Raw genomic sequence first — 17,994 nt, forward strand, 5'->3', positions numbered from 1 at the left:
GAGGTCCGCCTCTGTGGGAGCGAGCCTGCTCGCGAAAGCGATGCACCAGTCGACACTCATATTGGCAGTTCGACCGCCTTCGCGAGCAGGCTCGCTCCCACACTGGATCTCCGTTGTTCCGGTTACACCGCGACGCTCATGAACCCCTGGGACTGCGTCAACGCAAACGGGCTGAACACCTGCCAGCACTGCTCGCGCTGAAACCGGCCTTTGACGAACGCCGCCACCGGTCCCTTCAACTCGTCTGCCGGCACCGGCTCCAGGCTGTCCTGGGCAAAGTGCTGGAGGCCGAAGACTTCATCGACCAGCAACCCGGCAAACACCTCGCCATGCTCGACCACCAACACCCGACGCTGCCTGCGCACCGCCGACAGTTCGTGCCCGAAGAAGCCGCTCAAATCCATGACCGGCAGCAATCGCCCGCGCAGGTTGGCGACACCCTTGACCCAGGGTTTGACCCCGGGCAGCTGAGTCAGGCGTGGCTCGTGCAAGACTTCGCTGACTTCACTCATGGGCGCAACGTACCAGTGCTCGCCCAGGCGAAAACCGATGCCGCTCCAGTTGTCCCGACGGGTCGGCTGGGACGGCAAGTCCGCCGCCAGCAATCGACAGCGTCGATCGATTTGCAGCAGCAGCTCGAAGGCCGTCAGCGACTCGTTCATGGCCTGCCGATCAACCGGCCAGCACGCTGTTCAGCGTCTTGATCAGGGTGTCTTCGTCGACCGGTTTGGTCAGGTAGTCCTTGGCGCCCTGGCGCGTGCCCCAGACCTTGTCGGTATCCTGGTCCTTGGTGGTGATGATGATCACCGGGATGTGTCCGGTTTCCGGGTCCTTGGTCAACTGGCGGGTTGCCTGGAAGCCGTTGAGGCCGGGCATGACGATGTCCATCAGGACCGCGTCGGGCTTTTCCTGGCGGGCCAGGGCCACGCCGTCGGCGCCGTTTTCGGCTTTCAACACTTCATGCCCGTGCTTTTCCAGCATGCCGGTCAGTTTGTACATTTCGGTCGGCGAATCATCGACGATCAGAATACGAGCCATGGTCTTCCCCATTCTTGTCGGCGCCGGGCCCGATGGCCGAGCGTCACTGTGCGTGTCCTACTGCGGCAAAACGGCGGCGAAACCAGGAACATGGGCCTGGATCGCATCAAGCAATTCTTCCTTGCTGAAAGGCTTGGTCAAAAACTGGTCGGAGCCGACGATGCGCCCCTTGGCCTTGTCGAACAGGCCATCCTTGGATGACAGCATAATCACTGGCGTGGACTTGAACGCGCTGTTGTTCTTGATCAGGGCGCAGGTCTGGTAGCCATCCAGGCGCGGCATCATGATGTCGACAAAGATGATGCCGGGGTGGTTGTCGGCGATCTTGGCCAGGGCATCGAAGCCGTCGATGGCCGTGATGACCTCACAACCCACATTCTTGAGCAGCGTTTCGGCGGTGCGACGAATCGTCTTCGAGTCGTCGATCACCATGACCTTCAAGGCGCTGGGGTGCTGTTCCATAAAATGCTCTACCGTCGCCTTTGCGAAACAATTTGTCCGTTTGCCGGTTAACGCGGCTCGAAACCCTTGATACTCAAGGGCCAGCACGACATGGCAGCCTTTTTAGCACAGTCTCCAGAACCAATCTATCGGCTGACCCGCAAGGTGGTTTTTCCTTGACCGGGAACACACTCAGCGCCACTCTGACGCCACTTTTATATGGCATCGCTTCTTTTAATTGTAGGAGCGAGCAGGCTCGCGATGGACGTCAACGATGACGCGGGAAACCTGACACCCCGCGGTGTCCTTGAGGTCATCGCGAGCAGGCTCGCTCCTACAGATCGACACATGCCCCCAAAATTTCGAGGAAAACCCAATGAGCGTTCGCGTCGGGATTGTCATGGACCCTATCGCCAGCATTTCCTATAAAAAGGATAGCTCGCTGGCCATGCTGCTGGCCGCGCAGAAGCGTGGCTGGGAGCTGTTCTATATGGAGCAGCGCGACCTGTATCAGGGTGAAGGTCAGGCCAGGGCGCGGATGCGTCCGCTGCAGGTGTTCGCCAACCCGGAAAAATGGTTCGAGCTGGGCGCCGAAAGCGATGCGTTGCTGAGCGATCTGGATGTGATCCTGATGCGCAAGGATCCGCCGTTCGACATGGAGTTCGTCTACTCCACCTACTTGCTGGAACAGGCCGAGCGCGCTGGCGTGCTGGTGGTCAACAAGCCGCAGAGCCTGCGCGACTGCAACGAGAAGCTGTTCGCCACGCTGTTCCCGCAGTGCACCCCGCCGACCGTGGTCAGCCGCCGGGCCGACGTGCTGCGCGAATTTGCCGCCAAACACGGTGATGTGATCCTCAAGCCGCTGGACGGCATGGGCGGCACTTCGATTTTCCGTCACCGCGCGGGCGATCCGAACCTGTCGGTGATCCTCGAAACCCTGACCGCCCTCGGCGCCCAGCAGATCATGGGCCAGGCCTACCTGCCGGCCATCAAGGACGGCGACAAGCGCATCCTGATGATCGACGGCGAGCCGGTGGATTATTGCCTGGCACGGATTCCGGCCCAGGGCGAAACCCGTGGCAACCTCGCCGCCGGCGGCCGTGGCGAAGCCCGCCCGCTGACCGACAAGGATCGCTGGATCGCCGCGCAAGTCGGCCCGACCCTGCGGAAAAAAGGCCTGTTGTTCGTTGGCTTGGACGTGATCGGCGAGCACCTGACCGAGATCAACGTCACCAGCCCGACCTGCATTCGCGAGATTGATAATGCATTTGGCACCGACATTGGCGGCATGCTGATGGATGCCATCGATCAGAAGCTCAAGGCACGTTGATTAGCCAAACCAACATTGCGTTATCATGCGCGGCCTGTGAAAACGCGATGTTGGTTTCCTTGTCATGACCCTCCCGTCCGATCTGCCTGCCGAACTCGCCCATCGTGGCGTGCGCCCGGCCGATCGCCTTGGTTTTACCCTGTTCCTGGCAGCGCTGATCCACCTGGCCTTGCTGTTGGGCATCGGCTTTGCCGTGGTCGAACCCAAGCAGATCAGTAAAACCCTGGAAATCACCCTCGCCACCTTCAAAAGCGAAAAGAAGCCCGAGAAGGCCGATTTCCTGGCCCAGGAACATCAGCAAGGCAGCGGCACCCTGGATAAAAAGGCGATCCCCAAGACCACCGAGGTCGCGCCATTCCAGGACAACAAGGTACAGAAAGTCACGCCACCACCGGCCGCCAAGCCTGAAGTGCAGGAAGCTCCGCCGAAGGCTGCCGTGACCACCGTGGCGCCGAAGCCGAAAAAAGCCCCCGCCAAGACCGAGGAACCCAAGACCGAGGTCAAGCCCCAGGTCCAGGCGCCAACGTTCGACAGCGAACGATTGTCCAGCGACATCGCCAGCCTCGAAGCGGAACTGGCCGCCGAACAGCAGCTGTACGCCAAGCGCCCGCGCATTCACCGCTTGAGTGCGGCCTCGACCATGCGCGACAAGGGCGCCTGGTACAAGGACGAATGGCGCAAGAAGGTCGAGCGCATCGGCAACCTCAACTACCCCGACGAAGCACGGCGCAAACAGATCTACGGCAACTTGCGCCTGATGGTGTCGATCAACCGCGACGGTTCGCTGTACGAGGTGTTGGTGCTGGAGTCTTCCGGCCAGCCGCTGCTCGACCAGGCGGCGCAGCGGATCGTGCGGCTGGCGGCGCCGTTTGCACCCTTTACCGGTGATCTGTCGGATGTAGACCGGCTGGAGATCATCCGCACCTGGAAATTCGCCCGCGGCGACCGACTCTCCAGCAATTGACCACCCCCGAAACCCTGTGGGAGCGAGCTTGCTCGCGATGACAACTTCACATCCAACAAAGATGTCGACTGCCAGGCCGCCATCGCGAGCAAGCTCGCTCCCACAGGAATCCAAGTCGTCAGAGGGGATTTGAGGCATTTCCCATGCATCCCCAGCTTGTCAGTTCGCCCCTCGAACGCCACACTAGCGCACATGAAAAACGTCAGCCCCAGCTACCTCAAGCATCAATTCCTGATCGCCATGCCGCACATGGCCGACCCGAACTTTGCGCACACCTTGACCTACATCGTCGAGCACACGGCCAATGGGGCCATGGGGCTGGTGGTCAACCGTCCGCAAGAGCTGAGCCTGGCCGATATCCTCGAGCAATTACGCCCGGATATCGAACCGCCAGCGCTCTGCCAGCATGTGCCGATCTTTGTCGGCGGCCCGGTGCAGACCGATCGCGGCTTCGTCCTTCACCCCAAGGGGCTGACGTTCCAGGCAACCGTTGATCTGGAAGACGAGTTAGCCCTGTCGACCACCCAGGACATCCTGTTCGCCATCGCTGACGGCGTCGGCCCGGCAAAAAGCCTGATCGCCCTCGGCTATGCCGGTTGGGAAGCCGGTCAACTGGAGGCCGAACTGGCGCAGAACGCCTGGCTGAACTGCCCGTTCGACGCCGATATCCTGTTCAACACCAGCAGCGAACTGCGCCTGGAAGCGGCGGCCAAACACCTGGGCGTCAACCTCAGCCTGCTGACCAGCCAGGCGGGGCACGCCTGATGGCCCTGCGGCTGATTCTCGGATTCGACTACGGCACCAAACAGATCGGCGTTGCGGTCGGCCAGGTGGTGACCGGCCAGGCCCGCGAGCTGTGCACGCTCAAAGCGCAGAACGGCATCCCTGACTGGAACCAGCTCGAAGCCCTCATCAAGGAATGGAAGCCCGATGCCGTGGTGGTCGGCCTGCCGTTGAACATGGACGGTACACCCAGTGACATGTGCGCCCGCGCGGAAAAGTTCGCCCGGCGCCTGAACGGCCGCTTCAACCTGCCCTTCTATACCCACGATGAACGCCTGACCACCTACGAGGCCAAGGGCGAACGCCTGGCGCGTGGCGGGCAGAAAGGCAGTTACCGCGACAACCCGGTCGATGCCATTGCCGCCGCCCTGCTGCTGCAAGGCTGGCTCGACGAAAACACCGCACTGTTTGAATCCTGAAGAGCCGCCGCGCGTCTCACTTAGCTACAACCCGAGCCACACCCGCACAAGCCGGCTCGGGCCCAAGAAGGAGCAACCATGAGCCTGCCCAATCCCGCCGAACTGATCAGCCAGATGGCCACGCGCCTGAAGGCCCACCTGGAACACCGTGGCATCAGCGATCCGCGCTTCATCGGCATCCGTACCGGCGGCGTCTGGGTGGCCCAGGCCCTGCTCAAGGAACTGGGCAGCGATGAGCCACTCGGCACCCTGGACGTGTCCTTCTACCGTGACGATTTCAGCCAGAACGGCCTGCACCCGCAGGTTCGCCCTTCGGCGCTGCCGTTCGAGATCGAAGGCCAGCACCTGGTGCTGATCGACGACGTGCTGATGAGCGGGCGGACCATCCGCGCCGCCATGAACGAACTGTTCGACTACGGCCGCCCGGCCAGCGTGACGCTGGTGTGCATGCTGGACCTGGACGCCGGCGAACTGCCGATCCGCCCGAACGTGGTTGGTGCCACCCTGTCGCTGGCCGCCCACGAACGGGTGAAACTGTCCGGCCCGGAGCTCGCGCTCGAACTGCAAGACCTCGCCCTTTAATTCGCCCTATTGAGAGTCCCCCTCGCGATGACGCCTCTAGAAACCAAGCGCCCGCTGCAGCTCAATGATCAGGGCCAGCTGCGCCACTTCCTCTCGCTCGACGGTTTGCGCCGCGAGTTGCTGACGGAAATCCTCGACACCGCCGACTCCTTCCTCGAAGTCGGCGCCCGGGCCGTGAAGAAAGTCCCGTTGCTGCGCGGCAAGACCGTGTGCAACGTGTTCTTCGAGAACTCGACCCGCACCCGCACCACCTTCGAACTGGCGGCCCAGCGGCTCTCGGCGGACGTAATCACCCTCAACGTGTCGACATCTTCGGCGAGCAAGGGGGAAACCCTGCTCGACACCCTGCGCAACCTCGAAGCCATGGCCGCCGACATGTTCGTCGTGCGCCACGGTGATTCCGGCGCCGCGCACTTCATCGCCGAGCATGTTTGCCCGCAAGTGGCGATCATCAACGGCGGCGACGGCCGTCACGCGCACCCGACCCAGGGCATGCTCGACATGCTGACCATCCGCCGGCACAAGGGCAGTTTCGAAAACCTTTCGGTGGCCATCGTCGGCGACATCCTGCACTCGCGGGTCGCGCGCTCGAACATGCTGGCCCTGAAAACCCTCGGCTGCCCGGACATTCGCGTGATCGCGCCGAAAACCCTGCTGCCGATCGGCATCGAGCAATACGGCGTGAAGGTCTACACCGACATGACCGAAGGCCTGAAAGACGTGGACGTGGTGATCATGTTGCGTCTGCAGCGTGAACGCATGACCGGCGGCCTGTTGCCGAGCGAAGGCGAGTTCTACCGCCTGTTCGGCCTGACCACCGCACGCCTGGCCGGCGCCAAGCCCGACGCCATCGTGATGCACCCGGGGCCGATCAACCGTGGTGTGGAAATCGAGTCGGCAGTGGCTGACGGCCCGCACTCGGTGATCCTCAACCAGGTGACCTACGGGATCGCCATTCGTATGGCCGTGCTGTCCATGGCCATGAGCGGGCAAACAGCCCAGCGCCAATTCGAGCAGGAGAACGCACAGTGAAGCTCAGCATTCTCGGTGCCCGCGTGATCGATCCAGCCAGTGGCCTGGATCAAGTAACCGATATCCACATTGAAGCCTGCAAGATCGTCGCCCTTGGCGCCGCGCCGGCCGGTTTTGTCGCCGTCGACACCATCGACGCCAATGGCTTGGTGGCCGCTCCCGGCCTGGTCGATCTCAACGTCGCCCTGCGCGAACCGGGTTACAGCCGCAAAGGCTCGATCGTCAGCGAAACCCGCGCCGCGGCGGCTGGCGGCGTGACCAGCCTGTGCTGCCCGCCAAAAACCAAACCGGTGCTGGACACTTCGGCGGTGGCCGAGCTGATCCTCGACCGCGCCCGCGAGGCCGGCAACACCAAGGTCTTCCCGATTGGCGCCCTGAGCAAAGGCCTGGACGGTGAACAGCTGGCAGAGCTGGTGGCACTGCGCGACGCCGGTTGCGTGGCCTTCGGCAATGGCCTGGAGAGTTTCCGCAACACCCGCACCCTGTGCCGGGCACTGGACTACGCAGCGACCTTCGACCTGACGGTGATTTTCAACTCACAGGATCACGACCTGGCCGAGGGTGGCCTGGCCCACGAAGGTCCGACCGCCAGCTTCCTTGGCCTGCCGGGCATTCCGGAAAGCGCCGAGACCGTCGCCCTGGCCCGGGATCTGCTGCTGGTTGAGCAGACCGGCGTGCGCGCACACTTCAGCCAGCTCACCAGCGCACGCGGTGTGGAGCTGATCGCCCAGGCCCAGGCCCGGGGCCTGAAGGTGACCGCGGATGTTGCCCTGTACCAGTTGATCCTGACTGACGAAGCCCTGATCGGCTTCAGCAGCCTGTATCACGTCCAGCCACCGCTACGCACCCACGCCGACCGCGAGGGCCTGCGCGCTGCGGTGAAATCGGGGGTGATCTCGGCCATTTCCAGCCACCACCAACCCCATGAGCGTGACGCCAAGCTGGCACCGTTCGGCGCCACCGAACCGGGCATCAGCAGCGTTGAGCTGTTGCTGCCGCTGGCGATGACCCTGGTCGAGGACGGCTTGCTGGACCTGTCGACGCTGCTCGAACGCCTGAGCACCGGCCCTGCCGAGGCTTTGCGCCTGCCGGCAGGCAAACTGGTGGTGGGTGGCGCGGCGGACATCGTGCTGTTCGACTCTGCGGCCTCGACCGTCGCCGGTGAAACCTGGTTGTCGAAGGGCGAAAACTGCCCGTTCATCGGCCACAGCCTGCCGGGTGTGGTGCGTTACACCCTGGTGGATGGGCGGATCAGCCACCAGGCTTGAAACCGCGCTGTACCAATCGCCAGCAAGCCGGCTCCTACAGATCCCGTGTAGGAGCCGGCTTGCTGGCGATGACTTACTAAAAGGCGCCGCGACTCTGCGCGTTACGCACGGAAACCTGGTCATTCAACGTCCAGAAGTCATACAGCACCCCCAGAAAGAACAACCCGCCGGTCAACAGGTACAGCAACCCACTGATCCATTTCCCCTGATACATCCGATGCACACCGAACACCCCGAGAAACGTCAGCAGAATCCACGCCACGTTGTATTCGACAGGTCCCGCGGTAAAGCGCAGGTCAGCCTCGCGATCCATTGCCGGGATCAGGAAAAGGTCGATCAGCCAGCCAATTCCCAGCAAACCAAAGGTAAAGAACCAGATCGTCCCGGTCACCGGCTTGCCGTAATAGAAGCGGTGAGCGCCGGTAAACCCGAAAATCCACAGCAAATAACCAATCACTTTGCTGTGGGTGTCTTGCTGCGGAACAGTCTGTTGATAGGGGTTCATGAATGACCTCGATTCGCGCGATAGATAAATATTCTTCATTTCTTTGTGACTTTTTTACAGGCACCCGACGTATGGCAAGTGCTACCTTCGCACCTGTCAAAGCCTTGTAACACCGGACTTCTGTCCGACAATTACGCCATTTTGCCGCTTTTTTGCCACCATTGCCCCCCGGATTGAATCGACCAACGGCCTCGGAAGCGACAAAAAAGCTGTTATAAAGTTGCGCGCTAACCTATTAAGAGCCTTGCCTAATGCGTTCATTTTTCAAGACATGGCTAACCATTTGCCTTTTGATGCCACTGGCCGCCCACGCCACCAATCGTGAGCAACGTCTTCCAAACGTTAATGGTTACACCCCGAAATCCCATGCCTCTGCTCCTTCGAGCAAAGACAAGAAATCCGCTAAACACGCTCCAAGCCTGGCCAGCAATAAAAGCGGCCTGGTACCACCGATGGGCACCAAGGAAAGCAGCGACGTGCTGAGCCGCGCCGTGAACGTCCTTGGCACTCCCTATCGCTGGGGCGGCAGCAGCCCGAGCAAAGGCTTCGATTGCAGCGGCCTGGTGAAATACGCGTTCAACGACGCCACGTTCGACCTGCCACGCACCTCCAACGCCATGGCCAGCGGTCATGGGGAGAAAGTCGATCGCAACGACCTGAAGCCGGGCGACCTGATTTTCTTCAACATCAAGAGCCGTCGGGTCAATCATGTTGCCATTTACCTGGGCAACGACCGCTTCATCCACGCACCACGCCGTGGCAAGTCGGTGAGCATAGACACCTTGAAGAAACCGTACTGGGAAAACCACTACGTGGTTGCCAAGCGGGTTCTGCCGAAAGAGCCGAACCAGTTGCGTGTGGTTCAGCGCTGACTTGAACTACCGGGGTCAGCCTCGGGAATTGCTTTGAATATGATGGCCTCATCGCGGGCAAGCCCGCTCCCACATGGACTGCATCGATCCTGTGGGAGCGGGCTTGCTCCGGGCGGCGATCCGACGATGGCGTTTCTGGATCCTCAGAAGTTATCCGGCGAACGCGCTTTCTCCCGCGCATGATCCCGACTGATCACCCCCCTGGCCAACAGCTCCTTCAAGCTCATGTCCAGCGTCTGCATCCCCAACGCCCCTCCCGACTGAATCGCCGAATACATCTGCGCCACCTTGTCCTCGCGGATCAGATTACGGATCGCCGACGTTCCCAACATGATCTCGTGGGCTGCGATGCGCCCACCACCGACCTTCTTCACCAGCGTCTGGGACACCACCGCCAGCAGCGACTCGGAGAGCATCGAGCGCACCATTGACTTCTCGTCCCCCGGAAACACGTCCACTACCCGGTCGATGGTCTTCGCCGCCGACGTGGTGTGTAGCGTGCCGAACACCAGATGGCCGGTTTCGGCGGCGGTCAACGCCAGGCGAATGGTCTCCAGGTCGCGCATTTCCCCTACCAGGATCACGTCCGGGTCTTCGCGCAGTGCCGAACGCAAGGCGGTGGCGAAGCTACGGGTATCGCGGTGGACTTCACGCTGGTTGATCAGGCACTTGCGCGGCTCGTGGACGAACTCGATCGGGTCCTCGATGGTGAGGATGTGGTGATGGCGATGGGTATTGAGATAATCGATCATCGCCGCCAGCGTGGTGGATTTGCCGGAACCGGTCGGCCCGGTCACCAACACCAGGCCACGGGGAGCGTCGGTCATTTTGCGAAACACTTCGCCCATGCCCAGCTCATCCATGCTCTGCACTTTTGCCGGGATGGTGCGAAATACGGCGCCCGCGCCACGGTTCTGGTTGAACACATTGACCCGAAAGCGCGCCACGCCGGGCACTTCAAAGGAAAAGTCGATTTCCAGGTGCTTCTCGAAGTCCGCCCGCTGAGCGTCATTCATGATCGCGTGAACCAGCGCCTGCACCTGCTGGTGGTCCAGGGCCGGCAGGTTGATGCGCCGCACATCGCCATCCACCCGAATCATCGGTGGCAGGCCGGCAGACAAATGCAAGTCGGACGCCCCCTGTTTGGCGCTGAACGCCAGCAGTTCAGTGATATCCATTGCGCCTCTCAATTCCAGTAGAATGCCGCGAACCTTCAGACCGCTGGCGCCTCTTGATGTCCACCATAGCAGACAACATTCTTCAGGTTAGTTCGCGCATAAACGCCGCAACACTCGCCGCCAACCGCGCCGAGAACAGTGTCCATCTGCTGGCCGTGAGCAAGACCAAACCCGCACAGGACCTGCGTGAAGCCTACGCCGTCGGCCTGCGCGACTTTGGCGAGAACTACCTGCAGGAAGCGCTGGGCAAGCAGCTGGAACTGACCGACCTGCCCTTGATCTGGCACTTCATCGGCCCCATTCAATCGAACAAGACGCGTGCTATCGCCGAACACTTCGACTGGGTGCACTCCGTGGATCGTCTGAAAATCGCACAACGCCTGTCCGAACAACGTCCCGCCAATCTGCCGCCCCTGAACATCTGCATTCAGGTCAACGTCAGCGGTGAAGCGAGCAAATCCGGCTGTACCCCAGCCGATCTGCCGGCCCTGGCCAATGCCATCTGCGCACTGCCGCGCCTGAAATTGCGTGGATTGATGGCGATTCCCGAGCCGACTGAAGATCGTGACGCCCAAGATGCCGCTTTTGCTGCCGTGCAAAGCCTGCAGGCCAGCCTGAATCTGCCACTCGACACACTTTCCATGGGCATGAGCCACGACCTTGAGTCGGCCATTGCCCAGGGTGCCACCTGGGTCCGTATCGGTACGGCCCTGTTTGGCGCTCGCGACTACGGTCAACCGTGACCTCTTTATAAGGACCTGACATGAGCAAGACGCGTATTGCCTTTATCGGTGCCGGCAACATGGCCGCCAGCCTGATCGGCGGCCTGCGGGCCAAGGGTCTGGAAGCGGCGCAGATCCGCGCCAGCGACCCGGGCGAAGAAACCCGCGCCCGCGTGAGTGCTGAACACGGCATCGAAACCTTCGCCGACAACGCCCAGGCCATCGATGGCGCCGACGTCGTCGTCCTCGCGGTCAAGCCGCAGGCGATGAAAGCCGTGTGCGAAGCCATTCGCCCAAGCCTCAAGCCCAATCAACTGGTGGTTTCGATTGCCGCAGGCATCACCTGCGCCAGCATGAACAACTGGCTTGGCGCCCAGCCGATCGTTCGCTGCATGCCCAACACCCCGGCGCTGCTGCGTCAGGGCGTGAGCGGCCTGTTCGCAACAGCCCAAGTGACCGCCGAACAGCGTCAGCAAGCCCAGGACCTGCTGTCCGCAGTCGGCATCGCCTTATGGCTGAATGAAGAGCAGCAACTGGATGCCGTCACCGCCGTTTCCGGCTCGGGCCCGGCGTATTTCTTCCTGCTGATCGAGGCCATGACCGCCGCCGGCGTGAAACTCGGCCTGCCGGCGGACATCGCCGCGCAACTGACGCTGCAAACCGCACTGGGCGCCGCCCACATGGCGGTTTCCAGCGACGTCGACGCTGCAGAACTGCGCCGCCGTGTCACCTCGCCCGCGGGCACCACGGAAGCTGCAATCAAGTCGTTCCAGGCCAATGGCTTCGAAGCCATGGTCGAAAAAGCACTCGGCGCTGCCGCGCATCGCTCGGCCGAGATGGCCGAACAATTGGGTCAATAAGGAGCTTTTCATGATTGGATTGAACACCGCAGCAGTCTACGTGCTGCAAACCCTCGGCAGCCTGTACCTGCTGATCGTGCTGATGCGCTTCGTGCTGCAACTGGTGCGGGCGAACTTCTATAACCCGCTCTGCCAGTTCATCGTCAAGGCCACCCAACCGCTGCTCAAACCACTGCGCCGGATCATCCCGAGCGTGTTCGGCCTGGACATGTCCTCGCTGGTGCTGGCGATCCTGGTGCAACTGGCGTTGATGGCCCTGACCCTGCTGCTGACCTACGGCACCACCGGCAACCCGCTGCAACTGCTGATCTGGTCGATCATCGGCGTGACCGCGCTGTTCCTGAACATTTTCTTCTTTGCCCTGATCATCAGCGTGATCCTGTCCTGGGTCGCCCCGGGCAGCCATAACCCGGGCGCCGAGCTGGTGAACGACGTCTGCGAACCGGCCCTGGCGCCGTTCCGCAAGTTCCTGCCGAACCTGGGCGGGCTGGATCTGTCACCGATCTTTGCGTTCCTGACGATCAAACTGATCGACATGCTGGTGATCAACAACCTCGCCGCCATGACCATGATGCCGGAAATCCTCCGCGTGCTGATCTGACCCGTTCGGCCGGATGACCGCGTTATCGTTCATCGCGGGCAAGCCACGCTCCCACATTGAATACGTACCCCTGTGGGAGCGTGGCTTGCCCGCGATGGCCGCACCTCGGTCTCACGGGAAAAATCAGGCCCGACCTTTGCTTGCCGCTAACCCCAGCGGTCTTTAGACTTACGCCTCATTTCAATGAGAGCAGGGTCGATGCCAGCTGCCTTTCCCCCCGATTCTGTTGGTCTGGTGACGCCGCAAGTGGCGCACTTCAGCGAGCCGCTGGCCTTGGCCTGCGGTCGTTCGCTCCCGGCCTATGACCTGATTTACGAAACCTACGGCACGCTGAACGCCTCGGCGAGCAACGCCGTGCTGATCTGTCACGCCTTGTCCGGACACCACCATGCTGCCGGCTATCACAGCACCGACGACCGCAAACCCGGTTGGTGGGACAGCTGCATCGGTCCCGGCAAGCCGATCGACACCAGCAAGTTCTTCGTGGTCAGCCTGAACAACCTCGGCGGCTGCAACGGCTCCACCGGCCCGAGCAGCATCAACCCGGAGACCGGCAAGCCGTTCGGCGCCGACTTCCCGGTGTTGACCGTCGAGGATTGGGTGCACAGCCAGGCGCGTCTGGCCGATCGTCTCGGCATCGCCCAATTCGCGGCCGTGATCGGCGGCAGCCTGGGCGGCATGCAGGCGATGCAATGGAGCATCACCTACCCCGACCGCATCCGCCACTGCGTAGCCATTGCCTCGGCGCCCAAGCTGTCGGCACAGAACATCGCGTTCAACGAAGTGGCACGCCAGGCGATCCTCACCGACCCGGAATTCCACGGCGGTTCGTTCCAGGAACACAGCGTGATCCCCAAGCGCGGCCTGATGCTGGCGCGGATGGTCGGGCACATCACCTACCTGTCCGACGACTCCATGGGTGAAAAATTCGGCCGCGGGCTCAAGAGCGAGAAGCTCAACTACGACTTCCACAGCGTCGAGTTCCAGGTTGAAAGCTACCTGCGCTATCAGGGCGAAGAGTTCTCCGGACGCTTCGACGCCAATACGTATCTTTTGATGACCAAGGCGCTCGATTACTTCGATCCAGCGGCGAACTTCGACGATAACCTGGCGAAAACCTTCGAAGGTGCCAACGCCAGGTTCTGCGTGATGTCGTTCACCACCGACTGGCGCTTCTCCCCTGCCCGCTCGCGGGAACTGGTGGACGCACTGATGGCTGCGCGCAAGGACGTCTGCTACCTCGAGATCGACGCCCCGCAAGGCCACGACGCCTTCCTGATTCCGATCCCGCGCTACCTGCAGGCATTCGGCAATTACATGAACCGCATTACGTTGTGAGAAAGCCATGAGAGCTGATCTGGAAATCATCCAGGAATGGATCCCCGCCGGCAGCCGAGTGCTCGACCTCGGGTGCGGCGATGGCGAACTGCTGACCTGGCTGCGCGATAACAAGCAAGTCACCGGTTATGGCCTGGAAAACGACGCGGACAACATCGCCGAATGCGTGGCCAAGGGCATCAACGTCATCGAACAGGACCTGGACAAGGGCCTGGGCAACTTTGCCAGCAACAGTTTCGATGTCGTGGTCATGACCCAGGCGCTGCAAGCGGTGCACTACCCGGACAGGATCCTCGAGGAAATGCTGCGCGTCGGCCGCCAGTGCATCATCACTTTCCCGAATTTCGGCCACTGGCGCTGCCGCTGGTACCTGGCGAGCAAGGGCCGTATGCCGGTTTCCGAGTTCCTGCCGTACACCTGGTACAACACGCCGAACATTCACTTCTGCACCTTCGCGGACTTTGAAGCCTTGTGTCGCGAACGTGAAGCGAAGGTCATTGATCGGCTTGCCGTGGATCAACAGCATCGGCACGGGTGGGCCAGTAAGCTATGGCCTAATCTGTTAGGTGAGATCGGCATCTACCGGGTCACCAGCCCGGGACTTACCGACCACAAGGTCGCAGTCTGATCCACCCTATTTCAAGGAGAACGATCATGGGTCGTCTAGCGTTGCTTTTACTCACTGCCTGCCTGAGCGTCACCGCCATGGCTGCCGACGCCATCAAGGGCGAACGCAAGGAAACCTTCGGTGACGTGACGGTGCACTACAACACCTTCAACTCCACCTACCTGCTGCCGGACGTGGCCAAGGCCGCCCAACTGACGCGCAGCAAGGACCAGGGCGTGATCAATATTTCGGTGATCAAGGCCGGCACGCCGGTGACGGCCGAGGTCACCGGCACGATCAAGGACCTGACCAGCCAAAGCTATACATTGAATTTCAAACAAGTCACCGAGCAGGGAGCGATCTACTACATCGCCCAATACCCGGTACCTCAGCAGGAAGTCCGCACCTTCGACATCAAGGTGCAGAACGGTGACAAGATCAACACCATCAATTTCAACCAAGAGCTTTTCCCCGGCGAATGATGAACTTCACCCAACTCGTACTGGCCAGCCATAACGCCGGCAAACTCAAGGAACTCCAGGCCATGCTCGGCGAATCGGTGCAACTGCGCTCGATCGGCGAGTTCAGCAGCGTCGAGCCTGAAGAGACCGGTCTGTCGTTCGTCGAAAATGCCATCCTCAAGGCCCGTAATGCCGCGCGCATTTCCGGCCTGCCGGCACTGGCCGACGATTCCGGGCTGGCGGTGGACTTCCTTGGCGGCGCACCAGGTATCTACTCGGCGCGTTATGCCGATGGCAAGGGCGATGCGGCGAACAACGCCAAGCTGCTCGACGTGTTGAAAGACGTGCCCGAAGCCGAACGCGGTGCGCAGTTCGTCTGCGTGCTGGCGTTGGTGCGCCACGCCGATGATCCGCTGCCGATCCTCTGCGAAGGCCTGTGGCACGGGCGCATCCTGACCCAGGCCAGCGGTTTACACGGCTTTGGCTACGACCCGCTGTTCTGGGTGCCGGAACGCGATTGCTCCAGCGCCGAACTGAGCCCTGGCGACAAGAACCAGATCAGCCACCGCGCCCGTGCAATGGATCTGCTGCGCCAGCGCCTGGGCTTGAAATGACCCGTGAACCATCCGCGTCGCCGCTGATCTTCGGCGGCGACGCTCAATCGCCTCGGGCGGCCCTGCCTGTGCTGCCGCCGCTGGCGCTGTATATCCACATCCCGTGGTGCGTGCGCAAATGCCCTTATTGCGACTTCAACTCCCACACCGCCAGCCCCGTGCTGCCGGAGGAAGAGTATGTCGACGCCTTGCTCGCCGATCTCGACCAGGATCTGCACGCCGTTCATGGTCGTGAGCTGAGCTCGATTTTCTTTGGTGGCGGCACGCCGAGCCTGTTCAGCGCCGATTCGCTGGGGCGCTTGCTCAAAGGCGTCGAACAACGCATCCCGTTTGCCAGCGACATCGAAATCACGCTGGAAGCCAATCCGGGGACGTTCGAGCAAGACAAGTTTGTCGCGTACCGGAAACTGGGGATCAATCGCCTGTCGATCGGCATCCAGAGTTTCCAGCAAGAACAGCTCGAGGCCCTGGGGCGGATTCACAACGGCGACGAAGCCGTACGCGCCGCCGGCATGGCGCGGCAGGCCGGGTTCGATAACTTCAACCTGGACTTGATGCACGGCTTGCCGAATCAGTCCCTGGACGATGCCTTGGCGGACCTGCGCACAGCCATTGCCCTGAAACCGACACACCTGTCCTGGTATCAACTGACCCTGGAACCGAACACAGTGTTCTGGAACCAGCCGCCGACGCTGCCGGAAGACGACACGCTATGGGACATTCAGGAAGCCGGGCAGGCGCTGCTGGCCGAACACGGTTACGCACAATACGAAGTCTCGGCCTATGCCCTGCCCGGTCGCCCGGCTCGCCACAACCTCAATTACTGGAGCTTTGGCGACTTCATTGGCATCGGCGCCGGCGCCCATGGCAAGCTCAGCCATCCCGACGGGCGCATCATCCGCACCTGGAAAACCCGCCTGCCGAAGGACTACCTGAATCCGGCGAAGAGCTTCCAGGCTGGCGAGAAAGCGCTGGCGAACGATGAGATGCCGTTCGAGTTCCTGATGAACGCGCTGCGCCTGACGGAAGGCGTCGAATCGCGGCTGTACCCGGAGCGTACGGGCATGACCCTGGAAAGCCTTGCTGAAGGCCGCCGTGAAGCCGAACAAAGCGGCCTGTTACAGGTCGAACCGTCACGTCTGGTAGCCACCGAGCGCGGACAACTGTTCCTCAACGACTTGCTGCAGAAATTTCTGACATAAGGAAATCGAATGGATTTGGTACTCGACCTGCTTGCCACCGTGTCTCGCTGGAGCCGCAGCAACCTCTCGGAAATCGCCCTGGCCCTGGTGGGCTGCCTGCTGGTGCTGTTCGGTGCGGATTTCAAAGGCTGGGTCGAGCAGCGCCTGGGCAGCATCGCCGGCGCCTTGCGCGTACCGCTGATGTCCCTGCTGTGCATGATCGGCAGCGGCGCGGCACTGATCTACGCCACGCCATGGGTCGTGCGTGGCCTGAGCCAGTTCAACAACTACAGCCTGGCGCCGGTGTTGTTGGTGGTGCTGGTGCTGATCGGCGTCGTGGCAGACCGCCGCTGATTTCCAGGCGCAAAAAAACCTGTAGGAGCCGGCTTGCTGGCGATGGTGTGTCAGCCACATCGATGTTGACTGACACTCCATCGCCAGCAAGCCGGCTCCTACAGGTTTGTACGGGTCAGGACTGTTTTTCGAACTTCAAATCCCACACGCCATGCCCAAGACGTTCGCCACGGCGTTCGAACTTGGTGATCGGCCGCTCGGCGGGACGCGGTACGCACTTGCCGTCTTCGGCAAGGTTGCGGTAACCCGGCGCAACGTTCATCACCTCAAGCATGTACTCGGCGTACGGTTCCCAGTCAGTGGCCATGTGCAGAATGCCGCCGACCTTCAACTTGCTGCGCACCAGCTCAGCGAAGGACGCCTGAACGATACGGCGCTTGTGGTGACGGCTCTTGTGCCACGGGTCCGGGAAAAACAGCATCAGGCGATCGAGGCTGTTATCGGCCACGCAGCGGTTGAGCACTTCGATGGCATCGCAATCGTAGACTCGCAGGTTGGTCAAACCCTGGGTCAGCACGCCATTGAGCAGCGCGCCGACACCCGGACGGTGAACCTCGACGCCGATGAAGTCCTGGTCCGGCGCGGCCGCGGCCATTTCCAACAGCGAATGGCCCATGCCGAAACCGATTTCCAGCGAGCGCGGTGCCGAGCGACCGAACACCTGGTCGAAGTCCACCGGCGCATCGGCCAGCGGCAGCACGAACAGCGGCGTGCCCTGCTCCAGGCCCTTTTGCTGGCCTTCGGTCATGCGCCCGGCGCGCATCACGAAACTCTTGATGCGGCGGTGTTGGCGCTCGTCGCCTTCTTCCGTCTGGATAGGCGTGTCGTTCGATTCAGTCATCAA

At 61.6% G+C, this 17,994-nt stretch carries 23 protein-coding genes; 17 read left to right on the forward strand and 6 right to left on the reverse strand.

Annotated features, from left to right (window positions below; all coding sequences use genetic code 11):
- Positions 1 to 122: 122 nt before the first annotated feature.
- From AB4O16_RS14635 to pilG, 3 genes are read right to left on the reverse strand one after another with little or no spacing between them, the layout of a single operon-like run.
- Positions 123 to 662, reverse strand: a complete 540-nt coding sequence (locus tag AB4O16_RS14635) for a chemotaxis protein CheW (protein ID WP_460157989.1) — start codon at positions 660 to 662, stop codon at positions 123 to 125.
- A gap of 10 nt (positions 663 to 672) precedes the next feature.
- The gene (pilH, locus tag AB4O16_RS14640; protein ID WP_160386114.1) at positions 673 to 1,038 is read right to left on the reverse strand and encodes a twitching motility response regulator PilH; all 366 of its coding nucleotides are present in this window, start codon (positions 1,036 to 1,038) and stop codon (positions 673 to 675) included.
- Positions 1,039 to 1,095: 57 nt separating this feature from the next.
- Entirely contained in the window at positions 1,096 to 1,500 is a 405-nt protein-coding gene (gene pilG, locus AB4O16_RS14645) for a twitching motility response regulator PilG (RefSeq protein WP_007987791.1), read from the reverse strand.
- Positions 1,501 to 1,855: 355 nt separating this feature from the next.
- Here pilG and gshB point away from each other — a divergent pair, with 355 nt between their 5' ends.
- From gshB to AB4O16_RS14680, 7 genes are all read left to right on the forward strand, one after another.
- Entirely contained in the window at positions 1,856 to 2,809 is a 954-nt protein-coding gene (gene gshB, locus AB4O16_RS14650; protein ID WP_460157990.1) for a glutathione synthase, read from the forward strand.
- A gap of 64 nt (positions 2,810 to 2,873) precedes the next feature.
- Positions 2,874 to 3,773 (forward strand): energy transducer TonB, encoded by a 900-nt coding sequence (locus tag AB4O16_RS14655; protein WP_160386115.1) that lies wholly within the window; start codon positions 2,874 to 2,876, stop codon positions 3,771 to 3,773.
- A gap of 192 nt (positions 3,774 to 3,965) precedes the next feature.
- A complete protein-coding gene (locus tag AB4O16_RS14660) occupies positions 3,966 to 4,538 on the forward strand; it encodes a YqgE/AlgH family protein (RefSeq protein ID WP_160386116.1) in 573 nt (190 codons plus the stop codon).
- Positions 4,538 to 4,975, forward strand: coding sequence for a Holliday junction resolvase RuvX (gene ruvX / locus AB4O16_RS14665; protein ID WP_150718517.1), 438 nt, complete (start codon positions 4,538 to 4,540; stop codon positions 4,973 to 4,975). The genes AB4O16_RS14660 and ruvX overlap by 1 nt, the downstream gene beginning before the upstream one ends.
- Before the next feature lie 78 nt (positions 4,976 to 5,053).
- Positions 5,054 to 5,557, forward strand: a complete 504-nt coding sequence (gene pyrR / locus AB4O16_RS14670) for a bifunctional pyr operon transcriptional regulator/uracil phosphoribosyltransferase PyrR (RefSeq protein WP_103395763.1) — start codon at positions 5,054 to 5,056, stop codon at positions 5,555 to 5,557.
- A 27-nt stretch (positions 5,558 to 5,584) separates the two neighbouring features.
- Positions 5,585 to 6,589, forward strand: a complete 1,005-nt coding sequence (locus AB4O16_RS14675) for an aspartate carbamoyltransferase catalytic subunit (RefSeq protein ID WP_103395764.1) — start codon at positions 5,585 to 5,587, stop codon at positions 6,587 to 6,589.
- Complete coding sequence (locus AB4O16_RS14680) at positions 6,586 to 7,857, forward strand: dihydroorotase (protein ID WP_460157991.1); 1,272 nt, start codon at positions 6,586 to 6,588, stop codon at positions 7,855 to 7,857. The genes AB4O16_RS14675 and AB4O16_RS14680 overlap by 4 nt, the downstream gene beginning before the upstream one ends.
- A gap of 76 nt (positions 7,858 to 7,933) precedes the next feature.
- Here AB4O16_RS14680 and AB4O16_RS14685 read toward each other — a convergent pair whose 3' ends face one another.
- Positions 7,934 to 8,362 (reverse strand): NINE protein, encoded by a 429-nt coding sequence (locus AB4O16_RS14685; RefSeq protein WP_460157992.1) that lies wholly within the window; start codon positions 8,360 to 8,362, stop codon positions 7,934 to 7,936.
- 251 nt (positions 8,363 to 8,613) lie between these two features.
- On the opposite strand from AB4O16_RS14685, the gene AB4O16_RS14690 reads away from it, so the two are divergent.
- Entirely contained in the window at positions 8,614 to 9,234 is a 621-nt protein-coding gene (locus tag AB4O16_RS14690; protein ID WP_160386119.1) for a C40 family peptidase, read from the forward strand.
- Positions 9,235 to 9,377: 143 nt separating this feature from the next.
- Here AB4O16_RS14690 and AB4O16_RS14695 read toward each other — a convergent pair whose 3' ends face one another.
- Positions 9,378 to 10,412: a type IV pilus twitching motility protein PilT gene (locus tag AB4O16_RS14695; protein WP_460157993.1), complete on the reverse strand. Its 1,035-nt coding sequence runs from the start codon at positions 10,410 to 10,412 to the stop codon at positions 9,378 to 9,380.
- A 56-nt stretch (positions 10,413 to 10,468) separates the two neighbouring features.
- Between AB4O16_RS14695 and AB4O16_RS14700 the strand changes: the two genes are divergently transcribed.
- From AB4O16_RS14700 to AB4O16_RS14740, 9 genes are all read left to right on the forward strand, one after another.
- The gene (locus tag AB4O16_RS14700; RefSeq protein WP_460157994.1) at positions 10,469 to 11,155 is read left to right on the forward strand and encodes a YggS family pyridoxal phosphate-dependent enzyme; all 687 of its coding nucleotides are present in this window, start codon (positions 10,469 to 10,471) and stop codon (positions 11,153 to 11,155) included.
- Between the two features lie 20 nt (positions 11,156 to 11,175).
- Positions 11,176 to 11,994, forward strand: a complete 819-nt coding sequence (gene proC, locus AB4O16_RS14705; protein WP_460157995.1) for a pyrroline-5-carboxylate reductase — start codon at positions 11,176 to 11,178, stop codon at positions 11,992 to 11,994.
- Between the two features lie 10 nt (positions 11,995 to 12,004).
- Positions 12,005 to 12,595, forward strand: a complete 591-nt coding sequence (locus AB4O16_RS14710; protein WP_160386122.1) for a YggT family protein — start codon at positions 12,005 to 12,007, stop codon at positions 12,593 to 12,595.
- Between the two features lie 198 nt (positions 12,596 to 12,793).
- A complete protein-coding gene (gene metX, locus AB4O16_RS14715) occupies positions 12,794 to 13,933 on the forward strand; it encodes a homoserine O-succinyltransferase MetX (RefSeq protein ID WP_460157996.1) in 1,140 nt (379 codons plus the stop codon).
- 7 nt (positions 13,934 to 13,940) lie between these two features.
- A complete protein-coding gene (metW, locus tag AB4O16_RS14720) occupies positions 13,941 to 14,561 on the forward strand; it encodes a methionine biosynthesis protein MetW (protein WP_160386124.1) in 621 nt (206 codons plus the stop codon).
- A gap of 26 nt (positions 14,562 to 14,587) precedes the next feature.
- Entirely contained in the window at positions 14,588 to 15,022 is a 435-nt protein-coding gene (locus AB4O16_RS14725) for a DUF4426 domain-containing protein (RefSeq protein WP_160386125.1), read from the forward strand.
- Positions 15,019 to 15,615: an RdgB/HAM1 family non-canonical purine NTP pyrophosphatase gene (rdgB, locus tag AB4O16_RS14730; RefSeq protein ID WP_160386126.1), complete on the forward strand. Its 597-nt coding sequence runs from the start codon at positions 15,019 to 15,021 to the stop codon at positions 15,613 to 15,615. Before AB4O16_RS14725 ends, rdgB begins: the two co-directional genes overlap by 4 nt.
- Positions 15,612 to 16,817, forward strand: a complete 1,206-nt coding sequence (gene hemW, locus AB4O16_RS14735) for a radical SAM family heme chaperone HemW (protein WP_256678225.1) — start codon at positions 15,612 to 15,614, stop codon at positions 16,815 to 16,817. Before rdgB ends, hemW begins: the two co-directional genes overlap by 4 nt.
- Positions 16,818 to 16,826: 9 nt before the next feature.
- Positions 16,827 to 17,150: a DUF3392 domain-containing protein gene (locus AB4O16_RS14740; protein ID WP_007987827.1), complete on the forward strand. Its 324-nt coding sequence runs from the start codon at positions 16,827 to 16,829 to the stop codon at positions 17,148 to 17,150.
- 115 nt (positions 17,151 to 17,265) lie between these two features.
- Here the strand turns inward: AB4O16_RS14740 and trmB are convergent, their stop codons facing one another.
- Positions 17,266 to 17,991 carry a tRNA (guanosine(46)-N7)-methyltransferase TrmB gene (trmB, locus tag AB4O16_RS14745; protein WP_007975392.1) on the reverse strand — a complete coding sequence of 242 codons (726 nt, stop codon included), beginning with the start codon at positions 17,989 to 17,991 and terminating at the stop codon, positions 17,266 to 17,268.
- Positions 17,992 to 17,994: the final 3 nt, after the last annotated feature.

The sequence above is a fragment of the Pseudomonas sp. S2_H10 genome (assembly GCF_054668285.1).

What these genes read in the sequence shown, in the direction of transcription:
- pilG (WP_007987791.1), bottom strand. Translation starts at nt 1,500, where the DNA reads ATGGAACAGCACCCCAGCGCCTTGAAGGTCATGGTGATCGACGACTCG.
- metX (WP_460157996.1), top strand. Translation starts at nt 12,794, where the DNA reads ATGCCAGCTGCCTTTCCCCCCGATTCTGTTGGTCTGGTGACGCCGCAA.
- trmB (WP_007975392.1), bottom strand. Translation starts at nt 17,991, where the DNA reads ATGACTGAATCGAACGACACGCCTATCCAGACGGAAGAAGGCGACGAG.
- rdgB (WP_160386126.1), top strand. Translation starts at nt 15,019, where the DNA reads ATGATGAACTTCACCCAACTCGTACTGGCCAGCCATAACGCCGGCAAA.
- AB4O16_RS14695 (WP_460157993.1), bottom strand. Translation starts at nt 10,412, where the DNA reads ATGGATATCACTGAACTGCTGGCGTTCAGCGCCAAACAGGGGGCGTCC.
- AB4O16_RS14655 (WP_160386115.1), top strand. Translation starts at nt 2,874, where the DNA reads ATGACCCTCCCGTCCGATCTGCCTGCCGAACTCGCCCATCGTGGCGTG.
- AB4O16_RS14635 (WP_460157989.1), bottom strand. Translation starts at nt 662, where the DNA reads ATGAACGAGTCGCTGACGGCCTTCGAGCTGCTGCTGCAAATCGATCGA.
- pyrR (WP_103395763.1), top strand. Translation starts at nt 5,054, where the DNA reads ATGAGCCTGCCCAATCCCGCCGAACTGATCAGCCAGATGGCCACGCGC.
- hemW (WP_256678225.1), top strand. Translation starts at nt 15,612, where the DNA reads ATGACCCGTGAACCATCCGCGTCGCCGCTGATCTTCGGCGGCGACGCT.
- AB4O16_RS14710 (WP_160386122.1), top strand. Translation starts at nt 12,005, where the DNA reads ATGATTGGATTGAACACCGCAGCAGTCTACGTGCTGCAAACCCTCGGC.
- ruvX (WP_150718517.1), top strand. Translation starts at nt 4,538, where the DNA reads ATGGCCCTGCGGCTGATTCTCGGATTCGACTACGGCACCAAACAGATC.
- pilH (WP_160386114.1), bottom strand. Translation starts at nt 1,038, where the DNA reads ATGGCTCGTATTCTGATCGTCGATGATTCGCCGACCGAAATGTACAAA.
- proC (WP_460157995.1), top strand. Translation starts at nt 11,176, where the DNA reads ATGAGCAAGACGCGTATTGCCTTTATCGGTGCCGGCAACATGGCCGCC.
- AB4O16_RS14685 (WP_460157992.1), bottom strand. Translation starts at nt 8,362, where the DNA reads ATGAACCCCTATCAACAGACTGTTCCGCAGCAAGACACCCACAGCAAA.
- metW (WP_160386124.1), top strand. Translation starts at nt 13,941, where the DNA reads ATGAGAGCTGATCTGGAAATCATCCAGGAATGGATCCCCGCCGGCAGC.
- gshB (WP_460157990.1), top strand. Translation starts at nt 1,856, where the DNA reads ATGAGCGTTCGCGTCGGGATTGTCATGGACCCTATCGCCAGCATTTCC.
- AB4O16_RS14660 (WP_160386116.1), top strand. Translation starts at nt 3,966, where the DNA reads ATGAAAAACGTCAGCCCCAGCTACCTCAAGCATCAATTCCTGATCGCC.
- AB4O16_RS14725 (WP_160386125.1), top strand. Translation starts at nt 14,588, where the DNA reads ATGGGTCGTCTAGCGTTGCTTTTACTCACTGCCTGCCTGAGCGTCACC.
- AB4O16_RS14700 (WP_460157994.1), top strand. Translation starts at nt 10,469, where the DNA reads ATGTCCACCATAGCAGACAACATTCTTCAGGTTAGTTCGCGCATAAAC.
- AB4O16_RS14740 (WP_007987827.1), top strand. Translation starts at nt 16,827, where the DNA reads ATGGATTTGGTACTCGACCTGCTTGCCACCGTGTCTCGCTGGAGCCGC.
- AB4O16_RS14690 (WP_160386119.1), top strand. Translation starts at nt 8,614, where the DNA reads ATGCGTTCATTTTTCAAGACATGGCTAACCATTTGCCTTTTGATGCCA.
- AB4O16_RS14675 (WP_103395764.1), top strand. Translation starts at nt 5,585, where the DNA reads ATGACGCCTCTAGAAACCAAGCGCCCGCTGCAGCTCAATGATCAGGGC.